Raw genomic sequence first — 13,063 nt, forward strand, 5'->3', positions numbered from 1 at the left:
TTTTTTTAGAGCTCGCTTCCTTGAATCCGCAACCAATCAGCTTTTTCAGGAACTGCAAACCCTGTGCCCGGCGGCAGGCGTTGTTTGAAGTGCCACTGCCGGAGTTTTGCCGAGATCAGTTCTGCTTCGTTATGCATTTCGGTGCGATCTGCCACGGGCGTTACCGCTAAAAGTAAATTAAAACAGCTAGTTGGGAATTGGTTTGCCGACTTGTAGATAATCGGCCCATGTCTGCATAAGCTCCCGTCGGTCCTCCAGCAGTTCGTCACGGGCGTAGGCGCTGCGGGTTTCATCGGAATTGACGTGCGCGAGGGCCAACTCTGACACCTCATCCGGGAAACTGGAACGGTTACCATCGGCCAGCACTCGGGAGGTGCTGCGGCGCGCCCAATCCTTGAAACTACTCCGGGCGGTGCCGTGCGGGGTGGCAATCCGCCCCTGGTCAGGATCAACATAGCCCGGGGTGCCGCCTTTTACGGCCACGGCGTGCATGTCCTTTATCATTTTTGACAGGGCCATGTCTGACAGCGCAGCACCGTGGTAATTAGTGAATATCAGCCCGGTCCGGGTTTCCTTTCCGGTTTTGGTCTTCATGGTCCCCAGCAACTCGATAGCGGCGTCGGAGAGAGGTACCAGGTGAAGTCGGTCGGCCTTCATGCGGTCCGCGCTGAGACGCCATACGCGGGCGTTGAAGTCGATTTCTTCCCACCTTGCGCCCCGTACCTCACCAGAACGTGCTGCGGTAAGGATGGTAAATTGCAGGGCCTTGGCGCTGCTGGTCCGCTTGGCGGTCAGGTCGGCCCAGAATCGCGGCATTGCGTCCACAGCAATCCGGGCGTGATGCCGTCTGCCGCCTGCCTTCTTGCGAACAGCACCGGACTTTGGCAGCAGTTCCCGCAGCCCCCCGCGCATGTCTGCCGGGTTTGGCGCAGTCCGCAGCCCGCAGGCGGTGGCATAGTCCAGCACCTTACCGATGCGTTGCCGGACGTTGTTGGCAGTTTCGTGTTTCGTTGTCCAGATGTCCCGCAGCACATCCACAAGGTGCCCGGTCTCAATATCACCCACTGAAAGCTTGCCTAGTTTCGGGAACGCGTAAGTTTCCAGAGTGGTGAGCCATTGGGCGGCATATTTTTCATTTCTGAATTCTGATTGTCGTACCTTGTGACATTCGCGGGCCACGGCCTCGAACGTCCGCAGCTTGGCAGATTCTGCCCTCATTGCGGCCCGTTCGGACTTGCGCTTCTCCACCGGGTCCACCCCGTTGCGTAGTTGTACGCGAAGCTCTGCGGCCCGCTCCCGTGCTTCGGCTAAACCTACCTCAGGATAGCTGCCAAGCCCAAAATCTCGTCGAACAGCAAAGGGCTTACCCGATTTGCTTAGTCGGGTTTCTCCGGTAGCTACTCGCAAAACCCATGACCGCGCCATGCCCTCGGCGCCCTTGCCACGCTTAGGGGCAACTGATAGCGCCAACCCTTTGGATTTGTCCCCGCCCACGGGGTAGAATCCTGGGGTTTTTAATGCAGCGACCCGCCGGTCGCTTAAACGCTTGGCTTCTTTCGGCACTTGTTGGTCCCCACATTGTTACCAACAATAGGTTTGAGAATCAATGATATTGATTGCAAGGGATTGCTGCAACAGAAAGTTTAAAAAGGGCTTTATTTATAGTGCTTTTACTGTCTTTATTGGGTGTAAACAATCTCAATCAATCGTGCTTCCAGGCTTCCTCCCTCACCGCCATACATCTGTATAAATCAATAAGCTATCGGCAAAAATAAAAAATAACGGTTCTACCTACGGACCCCTATATTTTGCGTCTACAGGCTGCGGGTCATTAATGTGATGAAATGGTCCGTGGCCGGTTACGACACCTCAGCCTCTCGTTCGGCTTCGGCATGTTCGGCGGCCCAGACACCGGCCGCTTCGACGGCTACGGGCGATGCGGTAGGTACCACGCCGAGATAGCTTTCGGTCTCTGTAACCGGGATAACGGCCCGCTGCGTCATTCGATACAAGGCGTAGGCTGCGATCATGGCGAAGGTTCCACCCATTACTGGCCAGAAGGCATAGGGACCCATCGACTGCATCGCCCAGCCGGTGATCAACGGGCCTGCAATGGCACCCAGCCCGAATGTGAAGACAAGTCCGCCGGAAGCAGCGGGCATGTCGTCGGCTGAAAGTGAATCGTTGGTATAGGCCAGAAACAGGGCATAAAGAGGAGTTGTTACGCCACCCGCGAAGAAAGCGGCCGCCATCAATGGCCAGATATGCCCATTGGTTATCCCTCCCAACAAGCAGGAAGCAGCCCCGAGCAGGGCGGCGGCAAAAATCAGTTTGCGTCTGTCCATTCTGTCTGACAGCCAGCCGATGGGGAATTGAAGCAACAGCGCACCCGCGAACAACATGGCCACGAACAGCGCGATCTGTGTGGCCGTCATCCCAATCTGTGAACCAAATACAGCGCCCATCCCGGTTTGGGTCGCATAGGCGCTGCCGAGCAGAAAAATGCCTACGGTTCCCAGCGGCGAGCCCAGGAAAAGGTGACGCAAAAGCATGGGGCGGGCGACAACAATAGAAGGGGCCTGAGTGGCAGACAGTAAAATGGGGGCAAAGGAAATTGAGACCAGTATTGATGCACCGATGAACAGAACGGAGGTTCCGGCGTCGCCCAGTGTCAGTAGCCCCTGGGCACCGATGATACCCAGTGTTTGCGCTATCATATAGGCGGACAGCACTTTCCCTCGGGTTTCGTTGGTGGAGGCATCGTTCAACCAGCTTTCGGCGGTAACGTAGATGCCCGACATGCAGAAGCCCACCAGAAGTCGCAGCACCGCCCAGGCCCAGGGTTCGGTGAGCAATGGAAACGCGATTAATCCGGCCGACATGAAACTGCCCAATGCGGCGAATACGCGCACGTGACCTACCCGCTGGATCAATCGCGGTGTAAACCGGGCCCCGGACAAGAAACCCATGAAATACATCGAGGTGACGATGGCCAGTTCTGCTGCAGAGAACCCCTCGATACCACCGCGCAGACCGATCAGGGTGAAATGCATGCCGTTGCCCAGCATGATGAGTACGATGCCGAGCAGAAGGGGCCACACGCCCGATATCGTCTTTAACATAACCCTTCCTGACAGCGCTTGAGCAACGTTGGGTTTTGCACTCCCCGCTTGCGTGGGTTATGAAAGCGCTCAATGTAATCGAACAGATCCGATTTGGCGATATACTTTGCCCGGTACTTGTTCCGGTTTACAGGCTTACCTGCGTTCAGGCGGTGCCAAAAATTCCGGGCCGACCGGGTCCTTGATATGTTCGGCCAGGATCTCATCAATGCGCTTCATCGCGTTATCGTCCAGGGACCAGCCCTCAATGTCTTTCAGCGGTTCCAGCTGCTCCGGTCGCCGGGCACCCCACAGTGCCGTGGTGACGTCGGGCTGGTCGATCAGCCAGCGCAGGGCCAGTGCCAGCACATTTTTCCCCGCATACTCCTGCGCGAAATCGTCCAGCGCCGCCACGGCATCGAGATATTGCCGGAAACGATCGCCCTGGAATTTCGGGTCGTCATTACGCAAATCATCGCCGGGAAATTCGCGGTCCTCGTGCATGCGACCGCTGAGCATGCCCCGGCAAAGCCCACCATAAGTGATGGTTGCGATGTCGTGCTTGCGACAATAAGGCAGGATGGCATCCTCGATTTGTCGTTCAAACAGATTGTAGGGCGGCTGCAGGCTGTGTAGCGGCGCCACCTGCGCGAACTGTTCCATCTGCTCAGGGCTGAAATTACTCACGCCGATCGCGCGGATTTTTCCGTCCCTGTACAGCGTTTCCATGGCCCGGGCAGTTTCTTCCATGGGAGTTTTCGGGTCGGGCCAGTGCACCTGGTAGATGTCGATATGGTCCGTCTGCAGGCGGCGCAGGGAATCCTCGATCTCATGTTTGATGCGTGCGGCGCTGGCATCGCGCCACACCTTATTCTGTTCGGCGTCCCAGTCCAGAGCCACCTTTGTGGCCAGAGCCACCTTGTCCCTGCGGCCACCGGCGAGGGCCCTGCCGACGATTTCCTCGGAGCGACCGAAGCCATAAGCCGGCGCCGTATCCACCAGGCCGATGCCGGCATCCACGGCGGCGCGAATGGTATCGATGGACTGGTTTTCGTCCGTGCCACCCCACATCCAGCCACCGATCGCCCAGGTGCCCAGGCCTATAGGGGTAACCTTGATGTCCGTCTTGCCGAATGGAATAGTCTTCATGGTTCCTCCCGGGTTGGTCGACCAGTTATTTATCCGCTGTGGCTATTGATAGCATAGGTGCTCCCGAGCTATCGGGCAAAGTGTCGGCTTGTCTGGGCATGTTGGGCTGGAGTGAGAAATGATCCGACCCGCTGTGTCACGATTGATGCGGTATTACCGGCGCTTGATGTTTTGCCCATACTCGCCGATCATTCCGGGCGGCGCTTACCCTTGTTGGCACGCTGGGTTCGCCACACGCTGAAACACGCCACGGTAATAATGTCATGGTTGCAAACGACTCATACACCTTGGAAGCACTGTTGAGCTTCCTCAAGCAAGCCGGCATGGAGGGCCTGATTAATCCGGCCACCGCGAGGGCCAGGCGCAAGGCGCTGGAGCACCTCGCCGGAGAGTTGTACGAGGCTGAACGCCTGGATATCCGGCAGATCAAGGTCGATGAGCTGCTCTCGCGGTTTCACAAGCTGGAGGGCTCGAGTATTCGCCCGGAAACGCTGCAGATCTACGGTCAGCGGGTTGCTGCGGCCCTGACCGAATACCTGGATTGGCTTGAAAACCCCGCCACCTTTACGACGGCCCGGCGCGAGCGGTCGCGTGCGTTCACCCGGGGCGGTGAGTTGAGTCCCGAGCAGCAGGCTGCCGAGCGCGTCACCCTTGAGGCGATAGAAAACCCGAGTAATGTCGTGCCTGTCCGGATCAGGAATGATCACGTTGTTTACCTGGCCAATTTACCGCTGGATCTCAAGCCCGAGGAAGCGGACAGGATTGCCAGGGTAATCAAGGCCCTGGCCGAAACCGGAGACGCGCCTGCATGAGCCGCGTATTCCTGATTGTACTAATGCTGGCGCTGGCATTGGCCGGCGGCGGCCTCTGGGTTTACCTGGTCGCTTTTGAGTCGCCCGGCCCATTCCATAACAACCTCGTACCGGAACTGATCGGTATCTGCATTGAGGGCTTCCTGCTGGTTGGGCTGCTGACGCTCGTGCAGCGCTCCAGGGAGGCCGCTCGGCGCCACGAACTCTGGCTGAGTCTCAGGGGTTCGTTTCGAGGGTTATTGTCCCATCTGGATGTTGCCTTTCTGAAGCCCGACGCCGATCCCGCTTCATCCAGTGATCTGGAGACCAATCCGAAGTTCATTGATTACCTGCTCGACCAGCTGGCCCGGAAGTGCCCCGACCTGGATTCTCTGGTGGCGATCAAGCGCGAGGCCGCTGAAACCGTGTCGCTCAGCCGCGACCTGGTGGCGGTGGCGGCCCAGTTGAGCGCCAGCCACATGAACTGGTGGATCGCAATCGTCGACAGCATTCGCCGGCTTGCGGAAGCGCGGGACCGCAAACAGGCAGAGATCGCCATTCACGAAATGTTGGTCAACATCCGCGAACTGGACCGGCTCAAGTACTGAATCTGGTTGTGGGGTTACCTGGCAAGGGGCGTACTCAGGACTTCTTGTGCCAGTTGTCATCGTCGCCTTTTTCATACTCTTTCTTGACCGCGGCCCAGGCGACCTGGTGGGCCGTCTGTTCGCGTGATTTATCGCCGCGGCGTTCGTCCGGGTCCTTGTATTGCTCAAAGGCGTTGTTAAAGGCTTTTCGATAGATATCCTGCGCCCCCTGCGGCAAGACACCGCGAACGCTGTCGGGTAACTCGCTGTTCGATGAATACGGCATTTCAGATCCTCCACCTGTCGATTCGTTGATCAGCGGCCATGCCGACTGCATGCGGTGCTGTATCCCACTATCAGCATAGCACCAGCTGCGGCCTTGTCTGCCAATCACTTAACAGGTTGGGTTACCGTGGCCTGCGCGAGTCGATACATCAGCACAGCGGCCCTCTTTGCCTGCAGGGGCAGCGAGTCAAGGTTGCCCCTCTCGTTGACGGTGTGGCCTTCGCTGCCGCTCATGCCGAGACCGTCAATTGCCATTTCCACATGATCGGCTGCAAATGACACGTCGGCGGCGCCCGCGCGCAGTGGATTAACCGCGACCACCGGACCGAAGCCGAGATCTTCACTGATCGCAGAGTACAGATTGAGTAGCTGCCTGTTGCCGTCGGTGGGCGCCATTGGCGGGTAGCCCTCATCGAATTCGATCGTCGCGCTGGTATGAGGGTGATTGGCAGCGACTATTTGCGCCATCCTGCGCTGTGCGCGTGATAACTGCTCAGCGGAAATAGCACGGATATCTCCATCCACGAACGCGGATTCCGCCACCACATTACTCTTGCCGAAAGCGGTACCGGCATTGTCGACCTGGCTGTCGGTGATGGTGGTGCCGCCAACGATGCGTCCGGGATTGAAGGTCAGGTATTCCTCACCCCTGAGTACCGCGTCGCCCTGGAAACCGTGCAGGATTCGAGCCGCCTCGAAAATGGCCCCGGGCCCGATGTCTTCGCGAAAAACCTGTGAAGAATGGGAGGGGGTGCCCTGGACCCGAAGCACCCAGCCACTGGAACCCCGCCGCGAGATGTTGGCAGTGCGGTAATCACCATCGCCGTTCTCGAAGCCGATCGCGATATCGGCATATATGGCGGCGTCCACCAGGGCTTTCTTGGATAGCGCGAGAGGGTGGCCGCTCAACTCTTCATCCCCGGTGAGCACCACAGTGATGTCAAGCTGCTCCAGTGCGCCCACCTCGCGCAGTGCGGCGAGTGCCTGCAGCATGATCACGTTGCCGCCCTTCATGTCGGCGATCCCCGGCCCGCTGGCGACGGATTCTCCCAGCAGGGTAAAGTGCTGGAATGGGCTGTCAGGCTCGAACACGGTATCCAGATGGCCTATCAGCAACAGTTTCGGGCCGGCGTCCGCGCCCGCATGGCGTGCCACCAGGTGGCCCGCGCGCTGGAATGCGGCGCCATCCTGCCATTCGGTCTGGAAGCCCAATTGCTCGAATCTGGCGCGGAGCAGTTCGCCGGTTTCGCGTACGCCCTCCAGGTTCATGGTGCCGCTATTAATGTTGACGCTCTCAATCAGCAGTTCCAGCGCTGCGGGATTGCTGGCCTCAATGAACGCCAGCATGCGGCTCTCCGTAGCCGATATGTCAGCGCGTACAGTGCAAGCCAGGGTGGCGAAAATCAGTCCGAGTATTCGAAAATGTCTATTCATGAGTGTATTCCATTGAAGCACAGAGCAGGGCAGCGGCCGGCAAACAGGACGGACAATGCAATGCCGTGTATGCAGCCAGGAACCCCGGGGTCACGTGGGTGATCAGGTAGTGCGGCCTCGAGGATAAGTGCTTACTCAGTGAATGGCAATGTACGCGGACCATACAGTCCACGGGTATGACTGTTGCTCGCTTGTTTGCAGTGCCTTCCTGTAACGTGCAGTGGTGGGGCTTGGACCAGTCGCACGGGCGGATTCATTTTATACTTTGCGGGTTGTTCTGTCGGCCTCCCGCTTCGTATACTCATCCTCAAATAATGAGGTTGTAAAATGACCATACAGGCGATGCCGATAGAAACCTCGGCGATAGGCCAGCAATACAGACGCAACCCGCGATGGCATCAGATCAGTGAGTCGGATGCGTTATTCTGGGCTGTTCACTGCGGAGGCTGGCTGGGTATTTCCCTGCTCACCTATGTCAGCTTGAGCCTGCCCTACGATCAGTTTGAAGTTCCCTACCTCGCCCACAACCTTCTACAATCCGTGCTGGGTATTTTTATTTCCCTGCCCATGCGCTACGTTTACCGGCACATCTGGTCGGTCCCCATCTGGCCGCGAATCTGCGTTATCGTGGCGGTCGCGCTGGGGTTGTCTGTGGTCTGGGCGGTCCTGCGCCTGCTGCTGTTTATGGCGCTGACCGATGAGCGCGGACTCTGGGATGAGTTTGGCGGCTGGATCTTCCCCTCGATTTTCGTATTTCTTACCTGGGCGGCCCTCTACCATGGTATCAAGTACTACCGGTTGTTCCAGGAAGAACAACAAATCATTCTGGAGATTGAAGCCAGGCAGCGTAACGAAGCCCTGATGCTGGCGAAGGCCCGGGCCGCCCTGAGAGAGTCGGAGCTGAAGTTGTTGCGTTACCAACTCAATCCACACTTTCTGTTTAATACCCTGAATTCGATCGGTGCACTTATTGCTGCGTCTGAAAACAATAAAGCCAACGATATGCTTTTGCAGTTGAGCGCATTTTTACGCTTCTCTCTCGACTCGGGGCGCCGATTGGAGGTGCAACTGGAAGAAGAGTTGGCGGCCGTTAAACGGTACCTCAATATTGAGCAGGTGCGGTTCGCAGATCGTTTGCAGACAGAAGTCAGGGTTGAGCCGGGCGTACAGGACTGTCTGGTGCCGAGTCTGTTGATACAACCCCTGGTTGAAAACTCGGTAAAATACGCCATTGGTCGCTCGGAGGAAGGCGGGGTCATCCGCATAAGTGCGTTCGCAGAGGCAAGCAGGCTGGTGTTATCGGTTGAGGACAGTGGCGTTGATGGTGTTTGTGGTTCAACACCTGAAAAGCTCTTTCAACAACCCGGCGTGGGGATACAGAATATCATGGAGCGCTTGCAGACAATCTATGGTGATGAGTCCCCGGTGCAAGCAGGTTTTTCTCCGCTCGGTGGACTGAAAATAACAATCCGTTTGCCATTAAACAGGGGGCGGGTAGAGAATGTTTGAAATCAAAACCTTGCTGGTGGACGATGAGCCGCTGGCGTTGAGTCTGCTGCAACAACTGTTGGCGGACATTCCCTGTATCACCATTGTGGCCCGCTGCCGGAATGGCCGCGAGGCGCTCAGTCTGCTGCAACGCCAGGAAATAGACCTGATGTTTCTCGACGTTCACATGCCGGGCCTCGATGGTTTGCAGTTGATCAGGCGTTTGCAATCGGATGTGATGCCACTGGTCATATTCGCTACCGCCCATCCCGAGCACGCATTACAGGCCTTTGACCTTAATGCACTCGATTATGTGCTCAAGCCGTTTGCCGCCGAGCGTGTGGGTACCGCCGTCGCACGCGCCCGTGAACAGCTCGCGATGAGAGGGGATTTCAACCCGAAGGGAAAACTACTGTATGGCCTGCGACCGGAGAATGCAGAGGAGAAAGAGCTTTTCAGCTCAATAACGCCGGAACTCCAACAGTACGGCAAATTACCGATCAAGAACGGGCATCAGATTGACCTGATCGATTTCGAAAGCATAGGCTGGATTGACGCTGCCGGTGACTATATGTGTATACATGCCGGCGGTGATACCCATGTTCTGCGTTCAACGATGAAAGAACTCACCCAAAGGTTACCTCCGGTTTTTGCTCGCATTCATCGCTCGACCATCGTCAATCTTGATCACATACAGACAGTGGATACCCTGCCAAAGGGCGAGTGCCTGATTCACCTGAACGATGATATAGCACTTAAAGTGAGCCGTAATTATCGTAATGCGCTACGCCATTTATTGTAGTTTTGACAGCGCTGAGTTGACTTTTTAGCCAAATTTGGACAGAAAATAAGGGTCTTTCACGGTTTTGCTGTCATTTCGTCGCACAGGAAATCCCGTTTGTCGCATTTGCCCTTTCCCGTTTCCCCCAGGTTAAGCAGAATCAGGTGTCGTTAGTTGCGGTAGTGCAGCGCCGGGCCTTTTAATGTTAATTGCCGGTTTTGCGCGGTCGTCCTGAGTCTATGCGTTGCAGGTGTTCGCGTCGTTTGGCGCGAAGCCGCTGTGCTTCTCCGGAGATCTTCGCTTCTCGCATAAAAAATATAAATAGGTCGAGGGTCGTGTCATGAAGTCGTTTTCCCTGCAAATGGAAGCTTTTTATCGTCCGCTGCTGGCAGGTAGCCTGTTGGTCCTGGCCGCCTGCGGCGGCGGCAATGATGATGCCGCACAGGGCGGTGAGCTTGCCAACCCGGTAGCGCCAACAAGCGGTGAATGGCGGATGGTCTGGGAGGACAGCTTTGAAGGGGACTCGCTCGACCCTGCCAATTGGGAAATTCAGCTGGGTGACGGTACTGCGGAAGGTATTCCCGGCTGGGGCAATAATGAACTGCAGTATTATGCCTCTGACAACGTGAGGGTCAGTGATGGCAACCTGATCATTGAGGCGCGGGCTGATTCTGCGGCGGTGCCCGGCTTTGACTTTACCTCGGGTCGTATACGCTCCGAAGGCAAGCGGGATTTCACCTTCGGTAGAATTGAAGCCAGCATCCAGGTGCCCGCTGGCCAGGGCCTGTGGTCCGCATTCTGGTTGCTCGGTACCGATCCTTCCATCTACGGTGAGTGGGCGGCCAAGGGTGAAATCGATATCATGGAGAAGTTTCTTCCGGATTTCTTTACCAGCGCAGTACATTTCGGCTCGGTCGCGCCTCAGAATGAATTTGTCTCCCAGGCGAATGACAGTATTGACCCAACCGACGGATTCCATACCTATGCGGTTGAATGGGACGCGGAACGCATCCGGTTCTTCGTCGATGGCGAGAACTTCTACACTGTCGGCGCGGATACTTATTACAGCTACTATTTCAAGAACGGCGAGGAAGGTTTTGTCGAGGGAGGGCCCAACGCACCTTTCGACCAAAACCAGCATATCCTGCTGAATATTGCCGTAGGTGGAAACCTGCCCGGTAATCCCGATGACCTGTCTGTCTTTCCCGCGCAGATGCTGGTTGATTATGTGCGCGTGTACGAGTGTCCCATCGATCCGGCTACCGGCCTTGGTTGCGAAGACAGTATCGATCCCGTCAATCCCTTCGTGACCTTTGAAGTACCCGCCGATGCACCGGTAATCACCAGTAGCACACTCTATGATGACGCCCTCGTGCCCCTGTTTGCCGGCACCGACACCGAGCGTGCACTCGATTTTGGCGTATTCGACAACAGTGGCGCGTTTACCCTTTCCGAGGTGGCTCGCGATACTGGCGGTATGGCGATTGAGATCCTTACATCCGGTGGCGGCAACGTTTCAGTTGTTGATCCCGATGGTGCCACCTTTCGCCTTGTTAATATGGGATCTCCGGAATTCCCGGACAGCAGCGCGGACTTCAAGTTTGATATCAAGGTAATTTCCGGCGCTGATACCGATCAGGCCGGTATGCTCCAGGTCCGCATCGACAGTGGTTTTCCCGATGTTGCCGTTACCGAGCTCGCGATTGCTGACCTGCCCCAGGATGAGTGGGGCCAGGTTTCGGTTCCGTTGCGCGATATTCTCAGCGGTGATGCAGGCGCATTCGGTGGCGACCCCGTTGATATGGGGGCTCTGGTAAGCCTGATTACGTTTGAGCCGACATCCGCTGCGCACCTGCGCATTGATAATCTGCGCCTGGACTGTGGTGGAACTGCTTTCTGTGGTATCGAATCCAGGGCGGTTACCCCGCTTGTGGTATTTGACGACAATGTTGCGGACTCTACCTGGACAAGAGGGATTGTCGGTTTTGATACCGAGATAGGCGGTGATTATACCGACGGCGCCGCCGGCAACCACATTAGCTGGGAGCTGGTGGATACGGGCGAAGAGGGTTTCGGTGTGGTTATCGAGACGACCTTCGACGGCAGCGGCGCCAGTGGCGTGACCTTTATCGGCTCGGAACAGCCCGTTGATCTGAGCGCCTGGGCTGAAGGCGAACTGGCTTTTGATGTGCGGGTTTTGTCCAACCCCAACGATCACCCCATGATTTACAAGGTAGATGGGCCTCCCGGCAGCGGGATTTCTACAGGCGATCAGTCACTGGGACTTTTGCCTATCGGTGAATGGCAGACTATCCGGGTGCCGGTAAGCGGGTTGATTACCCGGGGCCTGGATATTTCACAGGTTGGTGCTTTCGTCCTGTTCCCGACTTTCAGCGGGCAGGAGGTCGTATACCAATGGGATAATGTGCGGTTTGAGAGTGAGATCTCAGCCCAGCCGGAACCAATAACGGTTCCCGTCGATTTTGAGGCGCTACCGGTAAGTTATAGCTTCGTTAACTTTGAGGGCGGTAATACCGCGATTGGCCCTAATCCGTCAGTGGATGGGGTTAATGGCAGTGCGTCAGTCGCAACCATGCAAAAGTTTGCAGGTGCCACCTTCGCGGGCTCGGTTTTGCAGTTGAGTGCCCCGGTGGACTTCAGCGCCGGTGAGGTCTTCAGTATCAAGGTATTCTCCAGCCGGCCAGCGGCGGTGACTTTCAAGCTTGAGGGACTGGATATAGAGGATGTCGTATCCACGACCGGTTCTGGCTGGGAAGTCCTCACCTTTGATTTTACCGGACGTACGGGCGCTACCGATGTATCCGGTTTGACCTTTATCGTGGACAACGGTACAGCCGGGGATGCAGCCAATGATCCGCAAAACTGGACATTCCACTTCGATGATATCGAGATTGTAGGCGGCTCGACAGGCGGTGGCGGCGATTCGGGCGACGGGGGTGGCACTACAGCCCCATCCACCACCGACTTTGAAGGTACCGGGACCTTTACCTTCAATGATTTTGAAGGTGGCGCGGCCTCGGTGATTGCCAACCCGGCGATCGAGGGTATTAATGTGAGTGCCCAGGTTGGGCAGATGCAGAAGTTTGCGGGCGCCACCTTTGCCGGCAGTACGTTGATACTGGACGAGCCCGTGGGCTTCACGTCGGGCGAGGCCTACACCATGAAGGTGTGGTCATCGCGGCCGGTACCGGTACTGTTCAAGCTCGAGGGTGTGAACCAGGAGCTTACAGCAAACCACGGTGGTACTGGCTGGGAGCTGATGTGCTTTGATTTCACCGGCCTGACCGGGGGCAGCTCCGCAACGGGTATCACCCTGATCTTCGACAACGGCACTGTGGGTGCAGCGGAAACTGATCCGGATAACTGGACCTTCCTCTTTGACGACATTGTCCTCGGTGAAAGCTGTGGCGATACCGGTGGCGATGT

General features: G+C 56.8%; 11 protein-coding genes. 5 read left to right on the forward strand and 6 right to left on the reverse strand.

The genetic code is table 11. The features are described 5' to 3' along the window. Window positions 1-5 precede the first annotated feature (5 nt). The 4 genes from CWI75_RS18325 to CWI75_RS08190 form a co-directional block, all read right to left on the reverse strand. A complete protein-coding gene (locus tag CWI75_RS18325) occupies window positions 6-155 on the reverse strand; it encodes a hypothetical protein (protein ID WP_155523009.1) in 150 nt (49 codons plus the stop codon). A 31-nt stretch (window positions 156-186) separates the two neighbouring features. After that, window positions 187-1,563 carry a tyrosine-type recombinase/integrase gene (locus CWI75_RS08180; protein WP_101520962.1) on the reverse strand — a complete coding sequence of 459 codons (1,377 nt, stop codon included), beginning with the start codon at window positions 1,561-1,563 and terminating at the stop codon, window positions 187-189. 296 nt (window positions 1,564-1,859) lie between these two features. Beyond that, window positions 1,860-3,122, reverse strand: coding sequence for an MFS transporter (locus CWI75_RS08185; RefSeq protein WP_101520963.1), 1,263 nt, complete (start codon window positions 3,120-3,122; stop codon window positions 1,860-1,862). A 135-nt stretch (window positions 3,123-3,257) separates the two neighbouring features. Beyond that, window positions 3,258-4,250, reverse strand: a complete 993-nt coding sequence (locus tag CWI75_RS08190) for an aldo/keto reductase (protein ID WP_101520964.1) — start codon at window positions 4,248-4,250, stop codon at window positions 3,258-3,260. A 263-nt stretch (window positions 4,251-4,513) separates the two neighbouring features. Between CWI75_RS08190 and CWI75_RS08195 the strand changes: the two genes are divergently transcribed. After that, window positions 4,514-5,062, forward strand: coding sequence for a hypothetical protein (locus CWI75_RS08195; RefSeq protein WP_101520965.1), 549 nt, complete (start codon window positions 4,514-4,516; stop codon window positions 5,060-5,062). After that, complete coding sequence (locus CWI75_RS08200) at window positions 5,059-5,649, forward strand: hypothetical protein (RefSeq protein ID WP_101520966.1); 591 nt, start codon at window positions 5,059-5,061, stop codon at window positions 5,647-5,649. The genes CWI75_RS08195 and CWI75_RS08200 overlap by 4 nt, the downstream gene beginning before the upstream one ends. Before the next feature lie 34 nt (window positions 5,650-5,683). Here CWI75_RS08200 and chaB read toward each other — a convergent pair whose 3' ends face one another. Further along, window positions 5,684-5,914 carry a putative cation transport regulator ChaB gene (gene chaB / locus CWI75_RS08205; protein ID WP_101520967.1) on the reverse strand — a complete coding sequence of 77 codons (231 nt, stop codon included), beginning with the start codon at window positions 5,912-5,914 and terminating at the stop codon, window positions 5,684-5,686. A gap of 104 nt (window positions 5,915-6,018) precedes the next feature. Next, entirely contained in the window at window positions 6,019-7,347 is a 1,329-nt protein-coding gene (locus tag CWI75_RS08210) for a M20/M25/M40 family metallo-hydrolase (RefSeq protein ID WP_101520968.1), read from the reverse strand. Window positions 7,348-7,674: 327 nt separating this feature from the next. Here CWI75_RS08210 and CWI75_RS08215 point away from each other — a divergent pair, with 327 nt between their 5' ends. The 3 genes from CWI75_RS08215 to CWI75_RS08225 form a co-directional block, all read left to right on the forward strand. Next, window positions 7,675-8,856, forward strand: coding sequence for a sensor histidine kinase (locus CWI75_RS08215; protein ID WP_241521130.1), 1,182 nt, complete (start codon window positions 7,675-7,677; stop codon window positions 8,854-8,856). Next, entirely contained in the window at window positions 8,849-9,637 is a 789-nt protein-coding gene (locus tag CWI75_RS08220) for a LytR/AlgR family response regulator transcription factor (protein WP_101520969.1), read from the forward strand. Before CWI75_RS08215 ends, CWI75_RS08220 begins: the two co-directional genes overlap by 8 nt. A 319-nt stretch (window positions 9,638-9,956) precedes the next feature. Next, window positions 9,957-13,063 (forward strand): glycoside hydrolase family 16 protein (locus CWI75_RS08225; protein ID WP_146003567.1); only part of this gene is annotated, 3,107 nt, incomplete at its 3' end.

The sequence above is a fragment of the Kineobactrum sediminis genome (assembly GCF_002868715.1).
Lineage (GTDB): Bacteria > Pseudomonadota > Gammaproteobacteria > Pseudomonadales > Halieaceae > Kineobactrum > Kineobactrum sediminis.

Bases quoted from the DNA above. Each gene is read 5' to 3' on its own strand.
- CWI75_RS08220 (WP_101520969.1), top strand. From the start codon at position 8,849: ATGTTTGAAATCAAAACCTTGCTGGTGGACGATGAGCCGCTGGCGTTG.
- CWI75_RS08195 (WP_101520965.1), top strand. From the start codon at position 4,514: ATGGTTGCAAACGACTCATACACCTTGGAAGCACTGTTGAGCTTCCTC.
- CWI75_RS08190 (WP_101520964.1), bottom strand. From the start codon at position 4,250: ATGAAGACTATTCCATTCGGCAAGACGGACATCAAGGTTACCCCTATA.
- CWI75_RS08215 (WP_241521130.1), top strand. From the start codon at position 7,675: ATGACCATACAGGCGATGCCGATAGAAACCTCGGCGATAGGCCAGCAA.
- CWI75_RS08210 (WP_101520968.1), bottom strand. From the start codon at position 7,347: ATGAATAGACATTTTCGAATACTCGGACTGATTTTCGCCACCCTGGCT.
- CWI75_RS08200 (WP_101520966.1), top strand. From the start codon at position 5,059: ATGAGCCGCGTATTCCTGATTGTACTAATGCTGGCGCTGGCATTGGCC.
- chaB (WP_101520967.1), bottom strand. From the start codon at position 5,914: ATGCCGTATTCATCGAACAGCGAGTTACCCGACAGCGTTCGCGGTGTC.
- CWI75_RS08185 (WP_101520963.1), bottom strand. From the start codon at position 3,122: ATGTTAAAGACGATATCGGGCGTGTGGCCCCTTCTGCTCGGCATCGTA.